Origin of the sequence: Paraburkholderia pallida (assembly GCF_004524855.1) — a bacterium.
Taxonomy (GTDB): Bacteria; Pseudomonadota; Gammaproteobacteria; order Burkholderiales; family Burkholderiaceae; genus Paraburkholderia; species Paraburkholderia oxyphila.
The window spans coordinates 226,967-252,691 of the sequence record NZ_CP038148.1; the positions used below are offsets into that span (position 1 = coordinate 226,967).

The 25,725-nt window shown below is 66.2% G+C and carries 21 protein-coding genes; 6 read left to right on the forward strand and 15 right to left on the reverse strand.

Annotated features, from left to right (window positions below):
* Nucleotides 1-30: 30 nt before the first annotated feature.
* Both E1956_RS00945 and E1956_RS00950 read right to left on the reverse strand, forming a co-directional pair.
* Entirely contained in the window at nt 31-1,101 is a 1,071-nt protein-coding gene (locus E1956_RS00945; RefSeq protein ID WP_134746622.1) for a 2-dehydro-3-deoxygalactonokinase, read from the reverse strand.
* On the reverse strand, nt 1,098-2,072 hold the full coding sequence (locus E1956_RS00950) for an IclR family transcriptional regulator (RefSeq protein WP_134746624.1): 975 nt from the start codon (nt 2,070-2,072) through the stop codon (nt 1,098-1,100). The genes E1956_RS00945 and E1956_RS00950 overlap by 4 nt, the downstream gene beginning before the upstream one ends.
* A gap of 505 nt (nt 2,073-2,577) precedes the next feature.
* Here E1956_RS00950 and E1956_RS00955 point away from each other — a divergent pair.
* Together E1956_RS00955 and E1956_RS00960 are read left to right on the forward strand one after the other, a co-directional pair.
* On the forward strand, nt 2,578-2,901 hold the full coding sequence (locus E1956_RS00955) for a type II toxin-antitoxin system RelE/ParE family toxin (RefSeq protein ID WP_232071200.1): 324 nt from the start codon (nt 2,578-2,580) through the stop codon (nt 2,899-2,901).
* On the forward strand, nt 2,898-3,218 hold the full coding sequence (locus E1956_RS00960; RefSeq protein WP_043283573.1) for a helix-turn-helix domain-containing protein: 321 nt from the start codon (nt 2,898-2,900) through the stop codon (nt 3,216-3,218). Before E1956_RS00955 ends, E1956_RS00960 begins: the two co-directional genes overlap by 4 nt.
* A gap of 68 nt (nt 3,219-3,286) precedes the next feature.
* On the opposite strand, the gene E1956_RS00965 is transcribed toward E1956_RS00960, so the two are convergent.
* The 3 genes from E1956_RS00965 to E1956_RS00975 form a co-directional block, all read right to left on the reverse strand.
* On the reverse strand, nt 3,287-3,676 hold the full coding sequence (locus tag E1956_RS00965; protein ID WP_028216230.1) for a RidA family protein: 390 nt from the start codon (nt 3,674-3,676) through the stop codon (nt 3,287-3,289).
* A gap of 111 nt (nt 3,677-3,787) precedes the next feature.
* Nucleotides 3,788-5,257 (reverse strand): N-acyl-D-amino-acid deacylase family protein, encoded by a 1,470-nt coding sequence (locus E1956_RS00970; RefSeq protein WP_134746626.1) that lies wholly within the window; start codon nt 5,255-5,257, stop codon nt 3,788-3,790.
* A 79-nt stretch (nt 5,258-5,336) separates the two neighbouring features.
* Entirely contained in the window at nt 5,337-6,305 is a 969-nt protein-coding gene (locus tag E1956_RS00975) for a MurR/RpiR family transcriptional regulator (protein ID WP_134746628.1), read from the reverse strand.
* A gap of 204 nt (nt 6,306-6,509) precedes the next feature.
* Here E1956_RS00975 and E1956_RS00980 point away from each other — a divergent pair, with 204 nt between their 5' ends.
* Nucleotides 6,510-7,796, forward strand: a complete 1,287-nt coding sequence (locus E1956_RS00980) for an amino acid deaminase (RefSeq protein ID WP_134746630.1) — start codon at nt 6,510-6,512, stop codon at nt 7,794-7,796.
* A gap of 104 nt (nt 7,797-7,900) precedes the next feature.
* On the opposite strand, the gene E1956_RS00985 is transcribed toward E1956_RS00980, so the two are convergent.
* A complete protein-coding gene (locus E1956_RS00985) occupies nt 7,901-8,374 on the reverse strand; it encodes a MarR family winged helix-turn-helix transcriptional regulator (RefSeq protein WP_028216234.1) in 474 nt (157 codons plus the stop codon).
* 104 nt (nt 8,375-8,478) lie between these two features.
* Complete coding sequence (locus E1956_RS00990) at nt 8,479-10,074, reverse strand: MDR family MFS transporter (protein ID WP_134746632.1); 1,596 nt, start codon at nt 10,072-10,074, stop codon at nt 8,479-8,481.
* 110 nt (nt 10,075-10,184) lie between these two features.
* Between E1956_RS00990 and E1956_RS00995 the strand changes: the two genes are divergently transcribed.
* Complete coding sequence (locus E1956_RS00995; protein WP_134746634.1) at nt 10,185-11,051, forward strand: EcsC family protein; 867 nt, start codon at nt 10,185-10,187, stop codon at nt 11,049-11,051.
* Here E1956_RS00995 and E1956_RS01000 read toward each other — a convergent pair.
* The 3 genes from E1956_RS01000 to E1956_RS01010 all read right to left on the reverse strand — a co-directional run bounded on the left by E1956_RS01000 (nt 11,021) and on the right by E1956_RS01010 (nt 14,019).
* The gene (locus E1956_RS01000; RefSeq protein ID WP_134746636.1) at nt 11,021-12,055 is read right to left on the reverse strand and encodes an alpha/beta hydrolase; all 1,035 of its coding nucleotides are present in this window, start codon (nt 12,053-12,055) and stop codon (nt 11,021-11,023) included. The genes E1956_RS00995 and E1956_RS01000 overlap by 31 nt on opposite strands.
* A gap of 126 nt (nt 12,056-12,181) precedes the next feature.
* A complete protein-coding gene (locus E1956_RS01005) occupies nt 12,182-12,616 on the reverse strand; it encodes a CHRD domain-containing protein (RefSeq protein WP_134746638.1) in 435 nt (144 codons plus the stop codon).
* Between the two features lie 260 nt (nt 12,617-12,876).
* Nucleotides 12,877-14,019: a porin gene (locus E1956_RS01010; RefSeq protein WP_134746640.1), complete on the reverse strand. Its 1,143-nt coding sequence runs from the start codon at nt 14,017-14,019 to the stop codon at nt 12,877-12,879.
* A 479-nt stretch (nt 14,020-14,498) separates the two neighbouring features.
* On the opposite strand from E1956_RS01010, the gene E1956_RS01015 reads away from it, so the two are divergent.
* Nucleotides 14,499-15,440 (forward strand): LysR family transcriptional regulator, encoded by a 942-nt coding sequence (locus E1956_RS01015; RefSeq protein WP_134746642.1) that lies wholly within the window; start codon nt 14,499-14,501, stop codon nt 15,438-15,440.
* A gap of 244 nt (nt 15,441-15,684) precedes the next feature.
* Here E1956_RS01015 and E1956_RS01020 read toward each other — a convergent pair whose 3' ends face one another.
* The 5 genes from E1956_RS01020 to E1956_RS01040 form a co-directional block, all read right to left on the reverse strand.
* Complete coding sequence (locus tag E1956_RS01020; RefSeq protein WP_134746644.1) at nt 15,685-20,415, reverse strand: ATP-binding protein; 4,731 nt, start codon at nt 20,413-20,415, stop codon at nt 15,685-15,687.
* A 20-nt stretch (nt 20,416-20,435) separates the two neighbouring features.
* Nucleotides 20,436-21,176: an aquaporin gene (locus tag E1956_RS01025; RefSeq protein ID WP_134746646.1), complete on the reverse strand. Its 741-nt coding sequence runs from the start codon at nt 21,174-21,176 to the stop codon at nt 20,436-20,438.
* 363 nt (nt 21,177-21,539) lie between these two features.
* Entirely contained in the window at nt 21,540-22,220 is a 681-nt protein-coding gene (locus tag E1956_RS01030) for a response regulator (RefSeq protein WP_418789238.1), read from the reverse strand.
* Nucleotides 22,221-22,315: 95 nt separating this feature from the next.
* Nucleotides 22,316-22,963, reverse strand: a complete 648-nt coding sequence (locus tag E1956_RS01035) for a response regulator (protein ID WP_134746650.1) — start codon at nt 22,961-22,963, stop codon at nt 22,316-22,318.
* Between the two features lie 273 nt (nt 22,964-23,236).
* A complete protein-coding gene (locus E1956_RS01040) occupies nt 23,237-24,580 on the reverse strand; it encodes an MFS transporter (protein ID WP_134746652.1) in 1,344 nt (447 codons plus the stop codon).
* Nucleotides 24,581-24,772: 192 nt separating this feature from the next.
* Between E1956_RS01040 and E1956_RS01045 the strand changes: the two genes are divergently transcribed.
* Complete coding sequence (locus E1956_RS01045; RefSeq protein WP_134746654.1) at nt 24,773-25,669, forward strand: LysR family transcriptional regulator; 897 nt, start codon at nt 24,773-24,775, stop codon at nt 25,667-25,669.
* Nucleotides 25,670-25,725: the final 56 nt, after the last annotated feature.

Here is a 25,725-nt window from a genome sequence, read left to right on the forward strand (position 1 = left end):
ATTCCGCGCGTGCTGTGCACTTCGCGCCGTTCACGCTGTTTGGCCCGCGCCGACGACCAGGCCCGCGCGCACCGCGATGCGCCACAAGCCGCGCTCGGTCGCCCGGTGCACGATCTGCGCACCGCTGCAGCCGAATTGCGCGAGCGCGAGGCGATAGCGCTCGCAGAGCGCATCGGCGCCGATCAGCCGCGGCGCGCATGCCGCGAGCTCCACGTCGCGACGTGCGAGCACTGCTTCGAGCCCGGCCAGTTCGTGACCGATCAGGAGGCCCGAGAGGTAATCGGGCTGCTCGTCGGCGGCCAGCTGGTCGGTGAGGCCGAGCGTGCGCGTGCTGAACGCGGTCGCGAGCACACCGGCAGAGCCGTGTTCGCGCGCCACCGTCACGCCGCGCAGGAACGCCGCCGTATCGGGCACGACAGGCCGCTTCATCGTGCGGCCGAGGATCGTGTGCGCCGTGAGCGCCGCGTAGACCTCGCCCGTCATGAAGGTGTAAAAGCGCGCAATGCTCGCCCCTTCCACCACCACCCATTTGGCGTGCGTGCCAGGCAGGCCGATCAGCATTTGCGCCGCCGCTTGTGCTTGCACCTCCGGTCGGCTCACAGGCACCGCGTGAGCACCGGCCTGCGCGCCAAGCGCACCGAAGATCTGCGTTTCTTCGCCGCGCATGACATTGGGCAACGCGCCCGGCTCCAGCACGCCCGGCACGACAGCGAGCTCCACGCCACAAGCCGCGCGCACCTTCACAATGCTTGCCACAAGCGCGTCTTCGCTCGCGGGCGTTTCCACGTACGGCGCGCTCACCCAGCCCTGTGCGCTGCCGACCATGCCCGCCGCCAGCACCGGCAGCGCACTGCCCTGCGCGAGCCAGACGCCGCAGGCCTCGTCGAACGCTGCATCGAAGCCGCCCTCTTCGGCCGGCACCGGCAAGTTCATGATCCCGGCCGTCGAGATGCGCGTGTCGAGCACCTCGCCCGCCGCGTCGAACAGATACGCGCGCAGCGAAGTCGTGCCCCAGTCGAGCGCGATGAGCACGGCGCGCTTCGCTCTGGCGGCGTCCGCCTTGCCCCGCACGCCGTGCGCGGCTGTCGTGCGCGCGGTCATCGGCGAATCCTGCGCGTTGCGGGCTGCGGCACACGCCAGCCGAGTTCCTGCGAGATCGCACGCGCCTCGCGCTGCACGACCGGGATCAGCTCGTCCATGCGTTCGAGCGGCATGTAGGGAATCGTGCTCGCCACCGATAGCGCCGCCACGATCGCCCCCGACGCGTCGCGCACCGGCGCGGCCACGCAGCGGATCGAAATTTCGTTTTCCTCGAGATCGAACGTGTAGCCGCCGGCCGAGTACGTGGCCATGCGCTTGAGGAAGGTGTCGGGATCGAGGTTGTGATCGGGGCGGAAGCTCACGCCCGCGAGCGCGCGCCGCGACGCCTCGAACAAGTCGCGCCAGGATTGCGGCGCGAGGTCGAGCATCATCGCCTTGCCGATGCCCGTGGATGCGAGCGGCATGCGGTGCCCGACGCGCGAGCGCATTTCGAGGCCGCGCTGGCCGGGGATCTTGTCGATGTAGAGCACGTCGTCGCCGTCGCGCACGCCCAGGTGGATCGTGTCGAGCGTCGCATCGGCGAGCGCTTCGAGGTGCGTGCGCGCCACGGCCGTGAGCGGCATCTGCTCGAGAGCGATCGTGCCGAGCTCGATGAGCTTGGGCCCGAGCAGGTAGCCACCCTGCACCTGGCGCAGGTAGCGCGCCTGCACGAGGCTCGAGACGAGCCGGTGCGTGGTGCTGCGCGTCGTGCCGAGCACCGCGCCGAACGAGCGCAGGTCGCGCACGCCGGCAGCGGCGGCTTCGAGGATGGCGAGGCCGCGCAACAGCGTCTGCGTGCCGGCTTGCGCCGAGCCGTCGAGCAGCGCGCCCGGCAAGCCGACGATCTCGTCGGCGCCGGAACGCAATTTCGCTTGCGGCTGCGAGCGGCCGGCGGCAGGCGCCGCCTGAGCGTGCGCGGCGGATTCAGCGGCTGACATGGCGTCGGCGCTCTCGAAGCGCTCGGCAAGATTCGGGGACATCGCTTTGTTCATGGCGAGGCCGATCAGAATGACGGGAATAAGCGCACGGCGTCAAACGACAGCCAGCGGGCCATGGTTCGGAGAGCAATCACGCGCTTTCGCGCTTGAGGGCGGACGGCACGAGGCCGCGCACTTCGCGGGCTGGAACATGGCTGACGTCTCCGATTTTTGCCCGCTGCAGCGTGCATCTCACGCGACCGTGGGCTTTTGTATGTGTGCAGCCGACAGCGCATTGCGTGCTCGTCTGAAGCGCATGGCGCGTCATGTCGGATGGATCGGATTGTAGGGCGGTTTTTCCGCGATCTCCAATATGTGAGTGCTCGTTCAAATATTGGGAATTTCACCCCTTGGCCGGATGGCTAACGGGGCCTGGAAACGCGTCGAGCGTTGATGTAATCGGGGGCGCAAAGCCACGTCCGTTCAGAAACTTGAGCCACATCACTCCCGGCGTGCGCCGGGCGGCTCAAACCTCTTGAGGACATATAAAATTTTATATAATCTCAGCAATGTAAAGCCGTTGGAGTTTCGCGGCAGTGCGTTAGCCGATCTCAAGCGTTTTCCCGAGAAGGCACGGCGCGAAGCCGGACGTCAGCTGCGCCGCATCCAGCACGGGCTCGAACCGCACGACTGGAAACCCGCGAATCCCGTGGGTCCTGGCGTGCGCGAGATTCGCATTCGCGACGAGCACGGTGCGTTTCGCGTGTTCTACGTGGCGAGCATTCGCCACGCCATCCACGTGCTGCACTGCTTCAGCAAGAAGACGGAAAAGACGGCGTTCACCGACCTTTCCCTCGCCAGGCAGCGTTACCGCGCGGCCCTAATACAGGAATCCGAACCGTGAAGATCCAACAATTCGACAGTGTCTGGGACGCCATCGAAGACACGCCCGAAGCCGCGCAAAACATGACGCTGCGCAGCGACCTGATGATCGCACTCGAGGAATACATCAAGCGCAACAAGATGAGCCAGGCGCAGGCGGCCCAGCTTTTCGGCGTGACGCAGCCGCGCGTGTCCGATCTCGTGCGCGGCAAGATCGAACTGTTTTCGCTCGACTCGCTCATCAACATGGCCGTGGCCGCCGGCATGAAGATCGAGTTGCGCATCACGCAAGGCACGCCACGCGGCGGCGACGCGAATAAAAAAACGGCCGCCAGATAGCCCGGCAGCCGTTTCTCCACAGCATCCACGAGGCGCTCGCACGCCCCAGCGCCAATCAAGGCCAGCCTTTACTTCCCGGCCGGCGCCTTGTACGCGACGCAATCGACCTCGACCTTGCAGTCCACCACCATGCTCGACTGCACGCAGGCGCGCGCCGGCGGATGCTCGCCGAAGTATTCGCGGAACACCTTGTTGAACGACTGGAAGTCGCGCGCGTCGTCGAGCCATACGCCACAGCGCACCACGTGCTCCGCGCCGTAGCCGGCTTCCTTCAGGATGGCGAAAAGATTCTGGATGGCCTTGTGCGACTGCTCGACGATACCGCCGTTGATCACCTCGCCGCCTTCCATCGGCGTCTGGCCCGAGACGTACAGCCAGCCGTCGGCTTCCACTGCGCGCGCGAACGGCAGATGTTGTCCGCCCTGGCCCTTGCCGCCTTCCGCTCCAATTCGTTTCATCGTTTGCTCCTTTGAGTTCGTGCGGCGCATGCGGCTTCGCGACTGACGCAGGAAACCGCGCACGCCTGGGGTCGAAATTGTATGTGCGTAAAAAAACCTGGCACGCTTTACCTAGAATGCCTGTGCATCGCGCGTGCCCCGCGCAACGAAGTGGCCCGCGCGCTCGCCCGTCGGCTGGCCGTCGCGGTACGAGAGCACGCCGTTCACCCACACCGCGTCGATGCCTTCGGCCACCTGCTGTGGCTTCTCGAAGGTCGCGGCGTCGCGCACCTTCGCCGGATCGAACAGCACGAGGTCGGCGTGCCAGCCCACATGAACCTCGCCGCGCTGTGTGAGGCCGAAGCGCCGCGCCGACAAGCCCGTCATCTTGCGCACCGCCTCTTCGAGCGGCAGCAGCGCCACGTCGCGCGCGTAGTGACCGAGCACCCGCGGGAACGCGCCCCACAGGCGCGGGTGCGGCAGCGGGTCGTTCGGCAGGCCGTCCGAGCCCACCATGGTCGCAGGATGCGAGAGGATGCGGCGCACGTCGTCCTCGGACATGTTGTGATAGACCGCGCCCGCCGGCTGCAAACGCTTGCCGGCCTCCTGCTGCGAGACGCCCCATTCGGCCGCGATGTCCTTGATGAGCTTGCCCGCCTGCTCGGGATGCGGCGTCGACCACGTGATCGTGATGTCGATGTCGCCCGTCACCTGCTTGAGGTCCAGCGTGGACGAGCTACGGCTGTACGGATAGCAGTCGCAGCCCACCGGCTGATACTTGCGCGCGCCTTCGAGCGACGCGAGCACTTCCGCGCTGCGCCCCCAGTTCGACGGCCCCGCGCACTTCAGATGCGAAATGACGACTGGCACGCGCGCGTGCTTGCCGATGTGGTACGCCTCGTCCATCGCTTCGAGGATGGCGTCGAACTCGGTGCGCATGTGCGTCGTGTAGAGCGCGCCGGCCGCGGCGAGCGGCTCGGCGAGCGAGGCGACCTCCTCGGTCGAGGCCGCGAAGGCGTTGCCATAGGCGAGCCCGGTGGAGAGCCCGAGCGCGCCGTGCGCGAGCGCCTCTTCGAGCTGCGCGCACATCGCTGCGATCTCGTCGCCGGTGGCGGCGCGCTTGAGATCGTCCATGTGGTTGTTGCGCAGCGCCGTATGGCCGATCAGCGCGCCCACGTTCACCGCGGGCCGCACCGCGTTCACGGCATCGACATAGGCGGCGAAGGTCGGGTACTGGAACGCATCGCGCTCGCCAAGCAAGTTCATCGGATCGGGCGGCTCGCCCTTGAGCGAGACCGGCGAAGCGCTGATCCCGCAATTGCCGACGATCACCGTCGTCACCCCCTGGCTGATCTTCGGCAGCATCTGCGGCGAGCGGATCACGTGCGTGTCGTCGTGCGTGTGCACGTCGATGAAACCCGGCGCGAGCGCGCGCCCGTTGGCCTCGATCACCTCCTCCGCGAGCCAGTTCGACAGATTGCCGATGGCGGCGATACGACCGTCGCGCAGTGCGACGTCGCGCTCGACACTCGGCGCGCCCGTGCCGTCGTAGAGCGTGGCGCCGAAGATCAGGGTGTCGGCAGCTTCCGGATGCGAATGCATGGCTTGTTCTCCTGTCGATCCGGAGTGTGTGCTCCGGTCCCGTCCAATGTTGTCGATCTGGTCGATCGGCTCGATTTGCTCAATCGCCGAGCGGTTGGCGCGCGCCCCCACGTCCGGCGATACCACGATGCGTGTCGAGCGTGAGCTTCATGCGGCGCAGCAATTCGCGGCTCGCTTCGGGCTGCGCGAGCGCAAGCTCCGTCACGAGCACGTCCAGCGCCATCATCATCGCGTAACGCGATGACGACGGCTTGTAAATGAAATCGGTCTCGCTCGCGACGATCGGCACGAGCCAGTCGGCAAGCGCGGCAAGCGGCGACGCCGGCGCGGTGAGCACCACCAGCTTCGCGCCATAGCCGCGCGCGATGCGGCACGCATCGAGCAACTCGGGCACGCGCCCGGTCACGGAAAGCGCAACCACTACGCAATCGGGCGAGAGCGTGCTCGCGACCATACGCTGCAGCAGGCTGTCCTGATACGACGCCACGGGTCGGCCGAGGCGCACGAGGCGAAAGCGCATTTCGTCGGCGAGCGCGCTGGAGCCGCCGCCCATGCCGAACACGTAGATCATGCGCGCCTGTGCCAGCGCAGCGGTGGCCTCGGCGAACGGCGCCTGGCGCAGCAGTTCGTGGTTGCGCGCGAGCGCGGCATGGATTTCGTCGTAGACCCGCGTGGCAAGCGCGTCTTCGGCTGGCGCCTGCGCGCCTTCTCCGTCATGCGCGTTGCCTCGCCCGCCGTTGCCCGCGCGCGCGCCGCCGCCATCGTCCGGCGCGGCGCGCAAGAAGCGCTCGCCCACGGCGGCCGCCTGAGCAAGCCGCAGCTTGAGCTCGCGCACGTCGTGGCAACCCACCGCCTTCGCGAAGCGCGTAACGGAGGCCACGCTCACACCCGCGCGCCGCGCCAGCTCGCCGATGCTCGCGCGCGCGGCGGCGGCGAGGTCGTCGAGAATCAGGGCCGCGACATCGCGCTCGGCCGGACGCAGATCCGGCACGCATTGCGCGATTCGGGCAACGATATCGAAACGACCCGGTTCGGCTGCGGAATTCATGAAGGGTGCAAAGTGCTTAACGTAGGGCTCAACCTGGGGCTCAGGGCAGCAAGCGGATGAACCAGCGTCGAAGCGCTGTTAATAAATAACATTTCCCGAAGAGATGGTACTTTGTGTACTATCTCCGAGTCAACGCCGAACCTGTGATACACGCGCAGTTTCCCTGCAGGCAGGCGCAATGGAGAGTAGATGGAGCGAACGGAAATGAAAGTTACAAACTATCAGAGTGCGACGATCGACCCGAACAGCAAGGGCCTCGGCAACCTGCCGGGCGCGAGCGTGCCGCTGGGGGACGCGTCGCGCCTCGAGTGGAATCTGCTCGCCGAGGACGTGAGTCTGCCGGCTGCGGTCCTCTACGCCGACCGCGTCGAGCATAACCTCAAATGGATGCAGGAGTTCGTCACGCGCTACGGCGTGAAGCTCGCACCGCACGGCAAGACCACGATGGCGCCGCAGCTCTTTCGCCGCCAGATCGACACGGGCGCGTGGGGCATCACGCTCGCCACGGCGCACCAGACGCGCGCCGCGTATCGCGGCGGCATCACGCGCGTGCTGATGGCGAACCAGCTCGTGGGCCGCCACAACATGACCATCATCGCCGAGCTGCTGAGCGATCCCGACTTCGAGTTCTTCTGCCTCGTGGATTCGGTCGAAGGCGTCGAGCAGCTCGGCGAATTCTTCCGCGCCTCGCGGCGCACGCTGCAGGTGCTGCTCGAACTGGGCGTGCCGCGCGGGCGCACCGGCGTGCGCGATCCGGATACGCGCCGCGCCGTGATCGACGCGATCGCGCGCTATCCCGACTCGCTCAAGCTCGCGGGCGTGGAGATCTACGAGGGCGTCCTCAAGGAAGAAAGCGAGGTGCGCACCTTCCTGCGCGACGCCCTCAACGTCACCGAGGAGCTCGCCGCGGCGGGCAAGTTTGCGCGCTCGCCGGCGCTGCTGTCGGGCGCGGGATCGGCATGGTACGACGTGGTGGCCGAGGAATTCGCGAAGGCCACGCAGGCAGGCAAGATCGACGTCGTGCTGCGCCCCGGCTGCTATCTGACCCACGACGTGGGCGTCTACAAGCAGGCGCAGTCGGAGATCCTCACGCGCAATCCGGTCGCGCGCGAGATGGGCGTGGCGCTCCTGCCGGCGCTGCAGTTGTGGGCCTGTGTGCAGTCGATTCCGGAGCCGGGCCGCGCGATCGTCGGCTTCGGCAAGCGCGACGCCGCGTTCGATGCGGGCTTTCCGGAGCCGAGCCGCCACTATCGTCCGTCGACCGGCGCGGGCAGCATGCCGCGCGAGATCGCCGCGAGCGAGGGCTGGGAAATCTTCCAGATGATGGATCAGCACGCCTATCTGCAGATCCCGGCCGGCGCGGACATCAAGGTCGGCGACATGATCGGCTTCGACATCTCGCACCCCTGCCTCACGTTCGACAAGTGGCGCCAGGTGCTGATGGTCGACGGGCAATATCGCGTGACGGAAGTGATCGAAACGTTCTTCTGATCGTTCTGCCGTTCGATCGACGGCCTATGCCACGCGGATGCGTACCGGCCAGGCGCTTGCAGCCTGGCCGTGCGCCATGCGCTTCCCTCGCCGGGGCGTTCTCTTTACGTCCCGTCCTTTGCTTCGGCGCTCGCAGCCATTTCGGCTTGCGCAGCCACCGCCACGCCGATGCGCTCCTCCATCATCCGCAACGCCCCCGAAAGCGCCGTGAGCGCGTCATCGGGCAGCGACATGGTCTGGTTCAGGAACGCGTTGCGCCGCGGCAGGCCCGCCTCGACGGCCTCGTGCCCCGCCGGCGTGAGCTGCACGTTGGTGATACGGTTGTCGCGCGCGTCCGTGCTGCGCGCGATCCAGCCGAGCGCCTCCAGCGACTTCAGTTGCCGCGTGAGCGCGCCCGGATCCACGCGCAGGCGCTCGACGAGCCGCTTCTGCGACGACTCGCCATTCTGGTCATGCAGCGCGAGCAAAATGCGCCAGCGCGGCAACGGATGCCCCACCTGCGCCTCGAACGCCGACATGAACGTGCGATAAGTGCGCCCGAATTGCTGGACGATCGCGATGCGGTCCTGTGTTTCCATGCTGTGTCTTCCTGCCTGTCTTCCTGTCTCTCGCAGCGTGCCTTGCGTGCCTCACTGCCTTTTTCTGCATATCGGGCCTTGACCGCGCAGCGCGGCGCTCGCGCTCAGTCGGCGTGAATCACGGTCTCGACCTTGCGCTGCAGCTTGATGGGCGGCACGCGGCGCGTGCGCCAGATCGACACGACCGCGATGACCGCGGCGACCGCAATGCCCAGATGAATCGCGCCCACCAGCGCCTCGCGCGCGGCTTCCAGCAGCGGCGCGCCATTGTGCCCGGCCTGCGCGAGTTCGCCAATGAGCGCGTGCTGCGCGTCGCGGTTGATGAGAATCTGCGGGTCCGAGAGCTGGGAGAACCAGTGCATCGCATGATCGGCATCCAGCGCCTTGTGCACGCCGCTCGTGTAGAGCTGCGTGACCATCGTGCCGGTCAGCGCCGTGCCGAACATCCCGCCGATCATGCGCAGCGATTGCAGCAGCGCCGTGGCAATGCCCAGATGCTCGCGGCCCGCGGTCTGCTGCGCGAATACCGTGAGATTGGGCATCACGAAGCCGAGCCCGAGGCCGCCCACGATCATGACCGCCATCAGCAGCGCGTGCGGCGTGTTGTGCGAGGCGAGCGCGACCGCGAAGCACGCGAACGCGAGCATCGCGAAACCGATGTAGAGCATCCGGTTCGGGTTGCGGATGCGCGAGACGATGCGCCCGTTCGCGATGCTGCCGATCGTGATGAACACCACGAGCGGCGTGATGACCATGCCAGCCTCGTTCGGCGTCATGCCGAAGCCGCCCTGGAACAGCAGCGGCGCATAGAACAGCAGCGAAAACATCGTGAAGCCGCCCAGCACCGCCAGTGTGAACAGCGCATTGAGGCTCGCGTTGCGGAACATGTCGACGGGCAGGATCGCCTGCGGGCAGCGCCGCTCCCAATGCCAGAGCGCCCAGCCCGCGGCCCCGGCCAGCGCGAGCAGTCCGAGTGCGGAAAACGTTATGCCGTGCTGCGGCAGCCGCTCGACGAACAGCTGCAGGCTGCCGAGCGTCACGGCGATGAGCAGCGCGCCGGGCCAGTCGAGCCGCATGCGCTCCTTGTGCGCCACATGGCGCAGATGCGGCAAGTAGCGCCAGACAAAGACGAGTGAAAGCAGCCCGACCGGCAGGTTCACGTAGAACACCGAGCGCCAGCCGCAGTACTGCGTGAGGAAGCCACCGAGCGAAGGCCCTACCGCATTGGCGATGCCGAACGCCGAGCTCATCAGCACCTGCCATTTCAGGCGCACGACCGAATCGGGAAAGAGATCGGGAATGCAGGCGAACGCGGTGCCCACCAGCATGCCGCCGCCGATGCCCTGCAGGCCGCGCGCGAGCACGAGGAACATCATGCTGTTGGCCGCGCCGCACAGGACCGAGGCCCCGGTGAAGACGACGATCGACGCGATCACGAAAGGCTTGCGCCCGTAATAGTCGCCGAGGCGCCCGAAAATAGGGACGGTGATGACCGAGGCTAGCAGATAGGACGTGGCAACCCACGCGTAAAGCTCGAAGCCGCGCAGTTCAGCGACGATGGTCGGCAGCGCGGTGCCGACGACGGTCTGGTCCAGCGCGACCAGCATGGTCACGAAGGAGATACCGAGCATCGCCATCAGCGATTCCCGGAACGGCAGCACCTGCCCGCTTGAGTGATGGGCGGCAGTATGGACGGCCATTTTTTGATCCCGCAACGATTGATACGTCAAAGAATTGAAATCATAGCACGGTGCGATCCTCTACACTGGGCGTCGAGCGGCAATTGCCGAAGCGTTTTTCCGGGAGATTTATGGGGTCACATACCGATTTTTCCGAAGCCGATCTTGCTGCGCTCAGGCGCGCGAAGTACGAGTTGGAAACGCCGCCGCTCGGCATGAAGCTCGCCGCGATCGTGGGCGCGCCGGTCGAGAAGCTGATCGCGAAGCTCCCCGGCGCGGCGAGCGACAAGGTCAACGACGCGACCCAGGCGGCGCTGCGCAAATGCCTGCAGATTGCGCTCAAGACACTCGGCAAACAGGCCGAGGGCACGCTGGAAATCGGCGGCGCGGGTGCTACTGGGGCAGCGGCGGGCTCGAAGCCAGGTGCCAGGCCGAGCAACCTGCTGCACAAGTTCGCGGTCGCCACGACGGGTGCGGCCGGGGGCGCGTTCGGCCTGTTCGCGCTGCCAGTCGAGCTCCCCGTCACGACGACGCTGATGTTCCGCTCGATCTGCGATATCGCGCGCAGCGAAGGCGAAGACCTCACAAACGCCGACACCCAGCTCCAATGCCTGACCGTATTCGGCATGGGCGGACGCTCGGCCGACGACGACGAAGCCGACTTCGGCTACTTCATCGTGCGTGGCGCGCTCGCGCAGGCGGTATCGAAAGCGTCATCGGAGATGGCGACCAAGGGTTTCGCTGCGCACAGCTCGACCGCATTGCTCAAGCTCATGCAAACCGTGGCCGCGCGTTTTTCCGTGCAGGTCAGCGAGCAGGTGGCCGCGAAGTCGATTCCGGCCATCGGTGCGGTGCTCGGCGCCATGGTGAACACGGTGTTTATCGATCACTTCCAGAACGTCGCGCACGGCCATTTCACCGTGCACAAGCTCGAGCGCCGCTATGGCGAGGCCGCAGTGCACGCGGCCTACGACGGGATCGACGTTGCGCTCGATTGAGCCGCGCGCTGCGCATTCGATTGCGCGTCCGACCCGGGACCCATCTGCCCATGCACGGACCGCTGCGAGCGGGCGCTGTCATCGGCGGTCGTCACGCGCTTCACGAAGTCCGCGGAGTCGTCGAGCGCACGCCGCGCCTCGGGCATGAACGGTGCGTAAATCGGCCAGACATGCGGCAGATCGCGCTCGATCCCGCACGCGACGCTCACGCCTGCCGCACGGGCGCGTTGCGCGACCCGGCGCGTATCGTCGAGCAGCGTCTCGGTGCTGCCCGCCAGCATGAAGAGCGGCGGCAAGCCGTGCAGGTCGGCGTAAAGCGGCGAGGCATAGGGATCGGTCGCGCTCGCCGTACCCAGGTAAAGCGGCGCAATGCGCGCGAACACGTCGCCGCAGAACATCGGGTCGCGGCCGTCGTTTTCGTGAATCGACGCGCCAGTGGCCGCCAGGTCGGTCCACGGCGAATAGAGCACGGCGCCGGCCGGCAGCGGATCGCCGGCGTCGCGCAAGGCAACGAGCGTAGCCAGCGCAAGCCCGCCGCCCGCCGAGTCGCCCGCGATCACGAGCGACTGCGCAGGCGCGCCGTCGGCCAGCAAGCGCCGGTAGGCGGCGAGCGCGTCGTCGAGCGCTGCCGGAAACGGATGCTCGGGCGCGAGACGGTAGTCGAGCGAAAAGAGGTCGGCCTCGGCGCGCGTGGCAAGGCCGAACGCGATCGCTCGATGCGTCTTCGGCGAGCAGAAGTAGTAGCCGCCGCCATGCAGATAGAGGATCGTGCGCGGCGCCCCGCCTTCGCGCACGATCCATTCGCCACTCAATGGAGCATTGGCGGCATCAGGAGCACCGGCAACGCGATACTGCTCGCGCAACTGCCAACCCTTGGGTACCGGAGGCAGCCACACGCGCTTTGCAGTTTGCGCGCGCACGCGTGCGACGTCGATGGGCTCGCGCGTCGCCGGAAGAAAGCGTCGGCGCAAGAACCAGCATATCAACCTGCCTTGCAGACTCATGGAGTTTGGGCTCCTCACACCGCGCTTTGCCTCGGACGCGCCGCAATCGACATGACGCGCCGCGCCCTCGCGCTCATCAAGCACTCACGCAGTGCTCAACCCCGGCGATACACAACGCGCCGGTGCTCAATTCGCCGGCAGCACCTGGCCGCGAATCTCGCCAGACGGATTCTGTTGCGTATGCACGTTGAAATACCACTGGCCACCCATCAGATCGGTAACCTGCTTTTCGTTGAGGGTAGCGGAACCCTTGATCGGGCTGGCGAGTTCACCCTTCGGAATCCCCACCTGTACGTTTGCGTTCTGGCCAACTGGCGCGGGACCGTGGAAATGCGCGGCCACCACCGGGCCCGACAGGCCTTCGTAAGTGATGGTCCAGTTCAGCGATTTCGTGGATGTGTCGAACGTCGCATTGAGCATGCCGTGCCCCTGGCTCACGCGCGGCGGCACTTCACTGGAAGGTTCAAGATCGGCCTTTAGCGCGACGGTGTCGGCGAACGCGGCGCTGGAAGCAAGGACACACAGAGCGAGAGCAAACTGCAGCGGACGAAACGCTTTCATGGGTTTTCTCCGTTTGTTGTGACGCGCTGCACCATCAGGCAACAGCCGCCTCGTCACATGCTAGAGCAAATCCGATAAAAGCGTCCGATACGACATGACCAACAGTAGCGAAGGCTTCAGGACGAAAAAATGACAGGCGAAAAAAAAGAGCGCCGGGAGCGGCGCTCTTAACCCAAGTACTACCTTCTACTACTTCACTTCTTGATTGATTGCGCGGCCCGACCTGCGCGGCCCGACCCGAAGCCGGGCCGCCCGCCTCATTAGAAGCGGTGACGGATACCCGTCGTGACGATGCCCTGGTTCTTCGACGACGAGAAGTTGTTCGAGCCCTGGTAGCCGACCTGCGTGATGCCGACAGCATTCTCGCCGGCACCCCACATGCCAACGCCTTCGAGATAGACGTCCGTGCGCTTCGAGAGCGCATAGTCGGCTTGCAGGGCGAACTGGTGCCAGTGCGCCGAGTTGCTGCCGTTCGCATCGAGCATCGAGCCGTTCGCGTTCGTGTACGTGTACATCGCGCCGATGCCGAGCGCCGGAGTCAGGTTGTAGCGCGCGTTGGCTTCGATGTTATTGAAGCGCACCGCGTGGCCGAACGAGTCGCTCAGACGCGACTGCGTGAACACGACGCCGCCAATCACCGGACCGTAGGTGTAGCTTGCGCCTGCGCCCCAGTTGCGCTGACGGTTGTTCACGCCGACACCGCCAATGACGCCATTGCCCGCACCGAACGCGCTGACGAGCGGTGCGCCCTGGACCGCACCGGTGCCGCCGGCATCCGCGCCACTGATCTGCGTGTAGGCCGCACCGAGGCGCAGACCTTCGAACGCGTAGCTCATACCGGCGCTATATGCGCGGTTGACCGCGAAGCCGTTGGCGTTGTTCGAGAACGCATAGAGGCCGCCGAACTGGAAGCCCGACAGATTCGGACTCGCGTACTTGACCGAGTTGTTGAGCGAGAACGTGCCGTTGAGATCGTCGTTGTCCATGAGGTGGGCCGTGTAGGTGCCACCCCAAGTGCCGACTGCCGTCAGCGGGCTGATGTAATCGATCATCGAGTCGAACTGACGACCGAATGTGAGCGTGCCGTAGTTCTGATGCGTGAGGCCGACAAACGACTGACGATTGAACAGGCCGCCATTCTGCTGGCCGTTCGCGACATTGAAGCCGCTTTCGAGGGTGAAGATCGTCTTCAGGCCGCCACCGAGATCTTCAACGCCGCGCAAGCCCCAACGGCTCGCCTGAATGTTGCCGCTCGTCAACGCGTAGTTGGCGTTGTTGTTCACGTTGGTCGTGTACGTAAAACCGGCATCGACGATACCGTAGAGCGTCACGCTGCTTTGCGCGTATGACGCCGATGCGAATGTCGCGGCGACTGCGGCCGCAATAGCGAGACTCTTTTTCATGGACTTCCTTCGATGCAAAGCCTTTCGGCAAAAAGTGGATGCCGCAGCCGGCGTCACGCCGGCTCGCTTGATCCCTCGGCACTGCAAACACAGCGCCGCATTGATATGCAGCCCAAAGTTTATGGTCGACACTTTCGAGGCAGCCATCCCGTGCAATGGCAAAAGCCTTTTCGAAGAAATCGAATGGCTTCAGCGGTACACCCCGCAATCGCTTGACCGTCAAAGCGTCCGCTCAATCTCGAATTCACGTGTACAGGCAAGGATCGCGCTATATCTCGATATAGCGTTGCCATGAGGCAACACCGTCAATTCGAGACAAATAGCGGTTTCGGAACTGTCTCATTCCCTGGGGCAATCCCTGTCGGTACTATCCGGCAATGCTCGCGCAGCATTCCTGCGTGGAGCGCCGTCCATGCGCGGGCGAACCTCGCCCCTACGCTGTAAATCCCGCCTGTTCCATGTCGATGCGTCCCAAAACCATGAATCAGCTCCAGGCGATGCGCGTGTTCGTGAGCGTTGCCGAACACGGCTCGTTCGGCCGCGCCGCGGCGAGCCTCAATCTTTCGAACGCCGTAGTCACGCGCTATGTCGCGCTGCTCGAGGCGCATCTCCATACGCGCCTCATCAACCGCAATACACGCAGTATTTCGCTTACCGAAGCAGGCAGCGCGTATGCCCAGGCATGCCGGCACATGCTCGAAGATCTCGACCGCGTCGAAGCGCAGATCGCACACGGCGTTTCTGTGCCCTCGGGCACACTGCGCGTGGTCGCGCACGCGTCGTTCTCGCTGCACGATCTCACACCACTGCTCAAGCAGTATCTCGCCGCATTCTCGCAAGTGAGACTCGCGCTCACGCTGCTGCACCGCCCCGTCGACTTGATCGAAGAAGGCTACGACGTCGGCATTGTGGCGCCACGCCAGGTGAGCGGCGGCACGCTGATCCGGCGTCCGCTCGTCACCATCACGCCGGTCGCGGTGGCGGCGCCGGCGTATCTCGACGGGCACTGCGTGCCCGAGCATCCGGGCGACCTCGTGCACCATACGCTGCTCGCACCGTCCACCGACATTCACGGCAACGAATGGCATTTCGCGAGCGCCGAAGGCGTACGCGAGCTGGTGCGGATCGAGCCGGCCTATGCCGTCAACAATTCAGTGATGCTCCGTCAGGCCGCGCTCACCGGCATGGGTATCACGATCCTCCCGGCGAGCCAGGTGGCCACGGATCTGGCGCAAGGTTCGCTCGTGCGTGTGCTTGCCGACTACGACATTCGCGATGCCGACAAGGAGCTCTCGCTGGTCTATCCAGGGCGGCGCCACGTGCCCGCGAAAACGCGCTCGTTCGTGGACTTCACGGTCGACTGGTTCCGCAATCAGGAAGCTTCTCGCCAGACGATTATCGACACTTCCGGTAATAATTAATTGATCGTTTTTGTCTCGATTTCTGACGGCGTGCGAACTATGCTTCTTTTTGCGAGAAGTGACTCTTCATCGAAGGGTCTCCAAGCTTGAACGCGGCTTCGGCCGCGTTTTTTTTCGCCTGCTGCTTACCCGCGGTTCGGGTGGCCCAACCTCGGGCCGCCAGCAGACCTTCGCGAACTCTCGTACTTTTCTGGCAAAACTGCCAGTTTCGCGTGCGCCTGGGACGCCTCAAGATGAATGCGCTTCAGGCGAGCAGCGCGGCCTGTTGCTCGATGCCGTCGAGCATCGCGTGACAGGTGCGTATGAGCGCAAACCCCTCCTCGCGCAATTGCTCCGGCGTATGACTGTTCATGTGACGACGCCAGGTTTCGAGCACCGTGAGCAGCGCCGGATAGTGCAGCACGCCCACCGCCCCCGCGAGCCGGTGATGCCATTCGCGCAGGCGCGCGATATCGACCTCCTCCAGCAGATCCGGCAGCGCGTCCAGATCGTCGCGCATCGCGCTGACGAACGAGCCCAGCAAGGTCTTCACTGTCGCCTCGCTGCCCCACACCTGGATCATATGCGCGAGGTCGAGCGGATCGGTCACGGCCGTCTCGCCGGCCTCGCCTACCTCGTCGGGCAGCGCAGCCGCGTCGCACGTCACGGCGCTCGTGGCCGGGTTCGGCACCGTGTGCTCGTGCGCCGTGCGAAGTGCGTTCTCTGCGCCGAACCAGCGCGCGAGCTGATCGCGCAGCGTCGCCACGCGCGTGGGCTTGATGAGGCAGTCGTCCATGCCCGCCTCACGACACAGGCGCAAGTTCTCGGGCGCCGTGTTCGCCGTAATGCCGAGAATCGGCAGGCGCAGCGCGCTGCCCGAGGCCTTGCTCATCTTGCGCACCTTGCCCGTCCCAGCCGCTTCGATCTCGCGCACGCGCCGTGCGAGGTCGTAGCCCGAGACGTTCGGCATATGGCAATCGGTGATCAGGCAACCGTAGTGTGCCTTCGCCAGCGCATCGAGCGCCTGTGCGCCATCGTCGACCACGTCGCACGCAAAGCCGAGCAACGCGAGTTGATGACGGATCAGCTCCTGATTCACGGGGTGATCCTCTGCGACGAGAATCAGGCGCCCTGCCGCGCGCTCCTTCTCGCGATCCGGCGCCGTGAGCGCGGTTTCCGCCGCGTGCGCGGGCCGCACCGCGACTGCGGGCAGGCCGGTGAGCGCCATCGCACACGCCGCGCCGAGACCCCGCCACGAAAGCGGGTTGACGCTCACCCGCACGCCGCTCTCCGCCACCCGGTAGCCACTCGGCTTGGGATTGTCCGTCAGGCGGATGACCGGCATGCCATGCCCGTCGAGCGCCCCCGCGAGCGCTTCCGCGACGAACACGAGATCGACGCCGCCGTGCGCCGCCAGCTTGCGCATCGCGGCCAGAACGCGCGGACCCGATTCGAGACGCGTCATCTTCATGCCGAGCGAAACGCCGAAATGCATGAGCGCGCCGGCAATGCGCGCATCGTCGCTGATCACGAGCGAGCGCTTGCCGCGCAAGGCGTTCGCGTGACCAGCCTGTGCTTCGAGCGGCAATTCGATATGCAGCGTGAGACGGGTGCCTCGCCCGACTTCGCTGTGCAGCTCGAGCGTGCCGCCCATCAAGGCCGCGAGCTTTCGGCTGATCGTCAGGCCGAGTCCCGTGCCGCCGAAGCGCCGCGTCGTAGAGGTCTCCGCCTGCACGAACGGTTCGAAGAGCTGGGCCTGCGCTTCGGGCGCGATGCCGATGCCCGTATCGGACACCGTAATGGCGACACGCTGGCGCGGTGGCTTGCCGCGCGGGACCGCAATGTCGCGCGCCGCCACCCTCACGCTCACTTCGCCATGCGGCGTGAACTTGATCGCGTTGCTGAGCAGATTGAACAGAATCTGCCTCAGGCGCACGCTGTCGCCGCGCAGCAGCGCCGCCACGCCGGCCTCGACGCCCACGCGCACCTTGAGCCCCTTCTCGTGCGCCCGGCCCGCGAGCAGGCCTACGGCGTTGTCGACGAGCTCGCGCATGTCGAACGGCTCGGACGCAATCACGAGGCGCCCGGCCTGAATCTTCGAGTAGTCGAGCAAATCGTCGAGGATCTGCAGCAGCGCGCCGGCCGACTCGTGCACCATGCCGACCATCTGCGTCTGATCGGGATTGAGGGGCGTGCGCTCGAGCACCTCCACGAGACCGAGCACACCGTTCATGGGCGTGCGGATCTCGTGGCTCATCATCGCGAGGAAGTCGTCCTTGGCGCGCGACGCGGCCTCGGCAAGGTCGCGTGCGCGCGCGAGCTCGTCGGCGCGTGCATGCTCGACGTTCGCATCCACGGCGTAGCCGCTCCAGACGACCGCGCCATCTTCCGTGCGGCGCGGCACGAACTCCGCGCGCACCCAGAGCAGCCCGGCCGCGCCGTGAAAGCGGAACTCGGTGTTCACCGGCATGAGCAGGCGCGCCGAGCGCTCGAGCGCCGTCGCAAGCCGCCCGCGGTCGTGCGGATTCACGCGCGCGAGGTCGAGCGAGTGCGCTCGCATGAGTTGCGTGACGGCGTCCCCGAGCAGGCGCTCCGTGTCGCCTCCGAGGTACGGAAACGCGTAACGGCCATCCGGACCACGCCGCAACTGGAACACGATCGCGGGCAGCGAACGCGTGACGTCCGAGAGCAGCCGCTCGGAGGCGCGCGCGCGCATTTCGGCGCGGCGAATCTCGGTGATGTCGATCATCGTGCCGAGCACGCACAAGGGCGCGCCGCGCGCATCGCGGCACAAGCGCGTCCAGAAAATGCCGTGGCGCTTCTCGCCGTCGGTTCCGGCCGTTCCGCTGGTGCACCCAGTGCCGCCGGGGCCATCGAACGCGAACTCGACGCGCTGGCCCTTGCCCTCTTCCACCGTTTTTCTATAGAGATCTTCCACGCGCTGGCTGTTTTCCTCGCCCCACGCCGCCACCGCGGCGCCGGTACGCCCAAGCACCTCGCTGCGCCGCACGCCGGTCATCTCTTCGTATGCGCGGTTGATCGCCAGATAACGATTTTCGAGGTCGCGCACGCCAAGCGGATACGGAATCATCTCCGTCATGGTGTCCTGCAGCTCGACCTGCTTCGCGAGCACCTGCTCGGCTCGCCGGCGCCGGCGCATTTCGCGCTGCAGGAGCACGTAGGCGCGCAGCGTGATCAGCAGCACCACGCCAAACGCGATCAGGAGCGGCAGAAGCCGCAGCGCATTCACGCTCCACCCGCCGCTACGCTCGGCGGCCACAGCGGTCCAGTGGTTGCGGATCTCTTGCTGCTCGACGGGTGACATCGCGTCGAGCGCGCGATCGATGAGCATCTTGAGCGGTGCCAGGTCGGTGCGCACCGCGAAGGCCGTCGCGCCATCCGTGCCGATCGCGCCCACCACCTTGAGCGTTTCGAGGTACTGGCGGCTGAGCGGTCCGTCGAGTGCGGCGGCATCGCCCACCAGCAAGTCGGCATCGTTGCGCTGGACCATCGCAAGCCCTTGCGCGAGCGTGGCGGCACGCAGCACGCGGACGGGCTGTGCCGCGCCAAACAGCACGTGCGCCGCCGGCGCATGCGGCGCCAGCACCACGCGGCGCTCGACGTAGTCGTTCAGGCTGCGCGCCATCGGCTCGTCGCGGCGGCCAACGATCACGAACGGATAGTGTTCGAAGGCCTGGGTATAGAGCGTGGTGTCGGGTAACCCGCTATCGTCCACCATGGTCGCGAGCAGCGCGAATTCGCCACGCTGGAACGCGCTGTCCGCGTCCGGCCAGTTGGTCACCGGCACGCGCTCGAACGTCACGCCCAGCTCGCGGCTCAGATAATCGAGGTAGTCGTTCGCCATGCCCGAGGTATATCCGCGGCGGCTCGCGTAGCTGAAGGGCAGCCAGCCCGCGTCGAAGCCAACCCGCAACGGCGGCAGCGAGCGCAGCCACGCGCGCTCGCCGGCGTCGAGATCGAACGGCGGCGAGCGCAACTGCGCACTGTGTCCCGCGCCCTCGCTGCCGTCGAGCCAGCGCGCGCGCAGCGCAGCCGCGACCGTCGGGCGCACGCCGCCTGCGGCCACGTTCAACTGATCTCGCAGCGCAACCTTGGAGACCGGCACCGCAAAGCGCAGCTCGCGCACCTTGATGCGCTCCTCGTAAGCGACGCGCAGCCCGCGGTAGACGTCATGGTGGATGAGCTGATAGCGCACGGCCGGCGCGAAACCGGCGTAGACATCGGCGCTGCCCTGCGCGACGGCGTGCATCGCAGCGGCCGTGTTCGTGAACGACAGAATCTCCGCTTGAGCAAAGCGCTCGCGCAATAACGGCTCGAGCACATAGCCGTTTTCGACGGCAATGCGCGCACGGTCAAAGCGGCGCGCCGTGGTGGCGATCGCCTCGTTGCCCACGCGCGTTACAAAGGCGACGTTGCCGCTCAGATAGGGCACGGTGAACGAGAGACAGCGCTCGCGCTGCGGTGCGCGCGCGAGGCTCATGACCACGTCGACTTCGGCCGCGCACGCGCCCGCGAGCAAGGCGCTCATATTGGGGTAGACGCGTGGCACGAGCCTCACCTGCGAGCCCACGACGAGCCGCAGGTAGTCGGCGCTGAAACCGCTCAGCGTATTGCCGTCGAGCACCTCGAGCGGCGGCCACCCTCCGGCGACAACACCGACGGTGAGCACCGGGGGAAAACCGCCCGAGTCGGCCGCCCGGGCTGCGGAAGCAGCCACCGGTCCGGATCGGGGCAGCGCGGACCCAGCCGGTGCGCCAGACTCGGCCGCCTGCGCTTGCCCCGCGTGCACGAGCGCGCCCGCCGTCACACAACCGAGGACGCACGCCAGCAGCACAAAACGGAGCCATTGCGCGAGCACCGGCGCAAGCGGGCGGCAGGTCCATGGCCAGACGCAACGAGAACGCAAAGACGAGCGGCGCGGCAAGCGTTGCGGCACACCTGGAGCAATCTGCGGGACGGGCAACGTCACTTTCATAAAGGCGTCGGGTGCGCCGCTCAAGCGTCGCCGAGCGCCCCCTCCGCGCTCACATTCGGACGCACGCGACGTCGGATCGACAGCCTGTGACAGACGCCCGCCATCATGCCGCCCAGCATCGGCGCCGCCCAGAAGAGCCAGAGCTGATCGAGCGCCCAGTCGCCGACAAACAGCGCGGGGCCCGTCGAGCGGGCCGGATTCATGCCGCCGTTGCTCACCGGAATCGCGATCAGGTAGATGGCCGCGAAGCACGCTCCCAGCGCGGCGGGCGCCGAAGCACGACGTTGCGGCGAACCCGACACGACGAGATGGACGAACACGAATGCGAACGTCATGATCGATTCGACGGCAAACACCGCGGCGAACGCGTACTCGGAAGGCGAATGCTCGTCGTAGCCATTGCTGCCGAAGTCGGAGACCACGAAGGCGAAGCCCGGCCGGCCGGACGCGACGGCGGCAAGCAGCGCCGCGCCCGCGAGCGCACCCGCGGTCTGCGCGGCGACATACGGTGCGACATCGCGAGGGGGAAAGCGGCCGGAAATGGCGTAGCCGATCGTGACAGCGGGATTGAAATGCGCGCTCGACACGCGCCCCGAAGCGTAATTCGCGACGGCGAGCGCAAGGCCGAAGGCGGCGGCCATGTCGAAGACGTTCCAGCCCTGCGCAGGCGCGCTTGCGTTGAGCGCGGCGCTCGCACAGCCCACGAACACGAGCCACGCCGTGCCTGCGCCTTCAACCGCCAAACGCCTACCAAGCTTCATCGCCTTGCCTCCGTGCCTTGCCGATGCGACGTGCGAACCGGTGCGCAACCCTATTGCGGGCCTACGTGCAGAGCGGTTCGCCAGCTATGTCAGAGGCGGGATCGAATGAGAGTCGCGCTGTCCGACAATTCGCGCGTCGAGTGAGAAATTATGATCAGAGGACTCTCATCGCTGGATAGGACAACTCTTAAAAGTCGGACAGCGTCGCAGGACGCAGTGCAAGAAATTCCTACAGACGACGCCATGCGCGACCGGTCGGATCCGCGCGAATGGCCTCGGGGAGTTGCGAGCGGCGCGCGCCAATGACCGCGGAGAAACAGACAGACCGCGTGCCCACCAGCCATGACGCGCGCGGCGCCTTCTTCAGGTCGTCTCGTCCTGGACGACGCCGCACTCGATCGCGAATCGATACAGCTCGATGTCACTGTTGAGCGAGAGCTTTTTCATGGCCGCGCACTTCTGCGCGCTGATGGTCTTGACGCTGCGCCCAAGCAGGCCGGCAATTTCGGTCACGCCGAGCCCCGCCGCATAGTGGGTGAAGACTTCGAACTCACGCCGCGACAACACTTGATGCACATGCGCGCGCCGCTGCGCGCGCGACGCCTTTTCCAGCAGATCGCGCACGACGGGGCCGACATATTGCTCGTGCGCCATTGCCGAGGCGATGGCGACGGGAATCAGGTCGATGCGGTCGCGCTTGCTCAGCACCGCCTCGACCTCGAGCTCGATCGCACTGTGCAGCGCCGCAGCATCGTTCTCCATGGTGAGCACGACGATGGGCTTGCCCACATGCTCGGTCTGGAAGCTGCGGATCGCGTCGTGCCCTTCCTCGCGTCCTTCGCCCGGCATGTAGAGGTCCATCAGCACGAGATCGAATTCATGCCGCGCGGCTTCCTGAAAAAGTTGCGCGACCGATTGCGCACGCGCGACGATCCGCACGTTCGGCAACGTGGCGATCAGGTTGTCGAGCGCGAACAGCACGAGCGGATGATCGTCCGCAACGATGACACGCACGGGTAGCGTCCTGTCGTCCACGTCTGGCAGCGCAAGCTCCTGCAGACTGCGCACGCCGCTCTCGCGGCCGAACCCGGACGTCAGGTGTGCTGGCCAGACACGGGCCTGAGTGGTCGACGGCGAGTTCATAGGAGTCCGTGGGCTCGCACGAAGGCGAAAAGGCCAGCATCGTTGTTCACGCCGAGCTTCGCCATGGCGTCGCGCTTCTGGCGGCTCACAGTACGCACGTCGCGATCGAGTGCGCGGGCAATTTCCGTGATCGTACGGCCATGAACGAACTGCCTGACCACTTCCGATTCGCGCGGCGACAGACGCGGCACGCGCGTGCTCTCCGGACGCTCCGCACCTGCGGCAGCCAGTTCAGCGAGGATCGGGGGGCTCACATAGCGCAGGCCGCTACCCGCGCCGCGCACCGCGCCAGTGAGCTCGTCGATGGGCTCGCTCTTGCGGATGAGCGCGGTGACACCCGTATCCATCACGGCGCGCAGGATCGCGACGTTCGTGATGCTGGTCAACACGACGATGCGGCATTGCACCCAGTCGCGGCACAGGCGCCGCACGAGATGCAAACCGTCTTCCGCATCGCCCGTGTCGCACGGCATGGTGAGGTCGGTCAGCACGATGTCGCACGGCACGCATTCGAGCGTGCGCAAGAGCGAGCTCGGGCCGGATGCTTCGCCGACGACCTCGATGTCTCCCGCAGCCTCGAGCGCCGAGCGAACGCCCAGTAAAACGAAGGGATGATCGTCGGCAAGGACGACTCGTAGTTTCAAGTTGGCTCTCTCTCGATGTGTAGGGATATCGGATCGGCCTATGCGTGCCCGATCTTTCAGCCGGGCTCACGAGGGCTTGTTGCGCGAAGCGTATTGCTTCTGGAGCCGTCATCTGAACATCGATTAAAGATTCCCTGAATCAGAGATTTCCGAAACGTCAAACCTCCTTTAACCGCAGATTTTGATTCAGTTATGCCAATCAAATCAGAGATTTCCTGAGCGTGTACACCGCGGACCTTATGGCATGTCGGACTATGCCGCAGGCCGCGACGGTCAAACGGTCGCCCCTGCACGCGCTTGCCGCTTTGGCTTGTGCGAAAGCAAGACGGTTTCGCCGGTGGCATCTGTCGGAGCTAACACGCGCGCAAATGCGGGCCACGCCAGCGCCGCACATGCGGCTGCGGCAAACCAGACGGCGGGCCAACCGGATACTGATAGCAACATCGGAATCGCCGAAGGCGCGAGCCAGAATGCGAGAAAGGCGCCGGTGTTGCCCATTGCAAGCGCCGTCCCCACGCGGCCATGTCCCGCGAGCGCGGCCAGCTCGGTGAAAGCGACGCCGTGCCACGCCGAAGCCGCGATGCCACCCAGCACGAGCAGCGCGACGAGCACGAAGCGGGCCTCGCCGAGCAGCGGGAGCGCATGCGCGGAGTGCGTCACGTGCGCAAACAGCGCTGTCGTTGCAGCAAGCAACGCGAACAGCGCAACGCTCAGCGCGACACACGCGCGCAGATACGCATTGCGATTGCCGCGCCGGTCGGTCCAACGCCCACTCCAGACGCGCATGCACGCCGCGCCCAATTGCACTGCCACGAGCGTCGCACCGGTCGCGGCGCAGCCTGCATGGCCGAAGTCGTACAGAAAGACGCTTGCGAACGAGATCACGGCGACTTGCGGCATGCACAGCGCCGCGATGCCGCCCACCATGCGCCAAACCTGAGCGCTGCGCAACGGCGACTGCGCGCGCGGCACGTCGTGCTGCCCCGCGCGCGCCGGCGCACTCACCGCGGAGGCTTCCGGCTCGCGCACCCAGCATATCGTGAGGAATACAGACAAAATGCACAACGCCGCGAGCGCGCCGTAGACCCATGCGAAACCTGCGTGTGCGGCCAATGCCGGCAGCAACAGTGCGCCGACGCCCGCGCCAGCCGGCACAGCGGTCTGCCGGATGCTCATCGCGAGGCCGCGCTCGCCGGGGCCGAACCAGGCCATGACCGCGCGCCCGCTCGAACCGTTGACGCTGCCGCCGAGCAAGCCGATGGCAAGGAAACCCGCCCCAAGCGCATGCGCGCCTGGCACGTGCGCCGCCTCGGGCACGCACCAGGCCGTCATGGCGACCAGCGCCGCCGCCGTCGAACCGAGCCCCGTGAGCAGCACGCGCCGGTCGCCCCATCGGTCGGTGAGCAGCCCCCAGGGCAATTCACTCAGGACGATCCCGAGTCCGAGCATGCCCAGCACCAGTCCGAGCGTGCCGGTATCGATACGGTAATCCGAGCGGATCCACACCGCCGTCGCCGGGATGCCAGAGAATGCCGCAGCGAAGCTGGCGTTCGCCGCCACACCGACACCCAGCACCTTCCAGCGATGCGACGCTCCCCGCTTCTTCGCGTCCCTCATGATGGCCTCCAGAAAAGGATTGACTGCGGCCATGCTACGAGCGCACCATCTATCGGAAAAGCGGGAATATTCAATCGATGTGATCGGAAACTCCGAAACATCGAGCCGCTATCGAAGAACCTTCGGCGGGGCCTCCTGTTAGGCAGCGTCGAGCATCTCTCCGCCGACAGCAACGGCACCGAACGTCACGATATGAACGCACGCGGACTCGACCTCGCGCAGTTGCGCACCTTTCTCGCCGTCAGGGAGGCAGGCAGCGTCTCGGGCGCCGCGGAGCGCGTATTTCTCTCGCAATCTTCGGTGAGCGAGCAGTTGAAGAAGCTGGAAGAGCGCATCGGCCAGCCGCTCTTCGTGCGCAGCAAGCAGGGCGTCGCGCCCACGCCGGCGGGCACGAAGCTCGTCGATCACGCGCGCCGCATCGTGGCGATGTGCGACGCCGCGTTCGACGACATGCTCGGGCGCTCGCTCGACGGCGAAGTGCGCCTCGCCATCACCGACTACTTCCGGCCGCACGACGTGGCCGCGATCATCCGGCGCTTCGCGAGCCAGCATCCGCGCCTGCGGCTGCATGTGACCGTGTTGCCGAGCGCCGTGATCGAGAGCAGCGCCGAAGACGACGCCTTCGACATCGGCCTTGCGCTGCGCATCGTGGAGACTCGCGGCAAGCGCAGCGGGGCAAAGGCCGACGCGCGCAGGAATCCGGCGATCCGGCGCGAGCCGTTGCTGTGGGTCAGTGCGCGCGAGACGCTGCGCGAGCATGCGGCGCTTGCGCCTCCCTGGCCACTCGTGCTGCTCCCCTCCACGTGCCAGTTGCAGCGCTATGTCGTGAAGCTGCTCGAGCGCGCGCGCATTCCGTATCTGATTTCACATTCGGCGTCGGGCGTCGCCGGTTTGCAGCTCGCGCTGCAAGCAGGTCTCGGGATTTCCTGTCTGAACGAATCGGCGCTTGGCGAGGGGCTCGTGGCCTGCCCTGCGTCGTTTGGTTTGCCCGCACTGCCGGCGGCGGAGTTCCACCTGCTGCCGGGGCGCCCAGGTGAGAGCGCGCACGTGACGAACGCGCGCGCAGCGCTCGCGGCATTGCTCGGCTAGCGGGCGGCACAGCGCACGTTGGTCCGACACGCTGTGCCTGCCGGTGCGCGATGCAC

Coding starts and splice junctions, on each gene's coding strand:
- E1956_RS01005 (WP_134746638.1), bottom strand. CDS start 12,616: ATGAAAGCGTTTCGTCCGCTGCAGTTTGCTCTCGCTCTGTGTGTCCTT.
- E1956_RS01040 (WP_134746652.1), bottom strand. CDS start 24,580: ATGAGGGACGCGAAGAAGCGGGGAGCGTCGCATCGCTGGAAGGTGCTG.
- E1956_RS00950 (WP_134746624.1), bottom strand. CDS start 2,072: ATGAACAAAGCGATGTCCCCGAATCTTGCCGAGCGCTTCGAGAGCGCC.
- E1956_RS01025 (WP_134746646.1), bottom strand. CDS start 21,176: ATGAAGCTTGGTAGGCGTTTGGCGGTTGAAGGCGCAGGCACGGCGTGG.
- E1956_RS01020 (WP_134746644.1), bottom strand. CDS start 20,415: ATGAAAGTGACGTTGCCCGTCCCGCAGATTGCTCCAGGTGTGCCGCAA.
- E1956_RS00975 (WP_134746628.1), bottom strand. CDS start 6,305: ATGAATTCCGCAGCCGAACCGGGTCGTTTCGATATCGTTGCCCGAATC.
- E1956_RS00965 (WP_028216230.1), bottom strand. CDS start 3,676: ATGAAACGAATTGGAGCGGAAGGCGGCAAGGGCCAGGGCGGACAACAT.
- E1956_RS00990 (WP_134746632.1), bottom strand. CDS start 10,074: ATGGCCGTCCATACTGCCGCCCATCACTCAAGCGGGCAGGTGCTGCCG.
- E1956_RS01015 (WP_134746642.1), top strand. CDS start 14,499: ATGAATCAGCTCCAGGCGATGCGCGTGTTCGTGAGCGTTGCCGAACAC.
- E1956_RS00995 (WP_134746634.1), top strand. CDS start 10,185: ATGGGGTCACATACCGATTTTTCCGAAGCCGATCTTGCTGCGCTCAGG.
- E1956_RS01045 (WP_134746654.1), top strand. CDS start 24,773: ATGAACGCACGCGGACTCGACCTCGCGCAGTTGCGCACCTTTCTCGCC.
- E1956_RS00945 (WP_134746622.1), bottom strand. CDS start 1,101: ATGACCGCGCGCACGACAGCCGCGCACGGCGTGCGGGGCAAGGCGGAC.
- E1956_RS01000 (WP_134746636.1), bottom strand. CDS start 12,055: ATGAGTCTGCAAGGCAGGTTGATATGCTGGTTCTTGCGCCGACGCTTT.
- E1956_RS00985 (WP_028216234.1), bottom strand. CDS start 8,374: ATGGAAACACAGGACCGCATCGCGATCGTCCAGCAATTCGGGCGCACT.
- E1956_RS00980 (WP_134746630.1), top strand. CDS start 6,510: ATGAAAGTTACAAACTATCAGAGTGCGACGATCGACCCGAACAGCAAG.
- E1956_RS01010 (WP_134746640.1), bottom strand. CDS start 14,019: ATGAAAAAGAGTCTCGCTATTGCGGCCGCAGTCGCCGCGACATTCGCA.
- E1956_RS00970 (WP_134746626.1), bottom strand. CDS start 5,257: ATGCATTCGCATCCGGAAGCTGCCGACACCCTGATCTTCGGCGCCACG.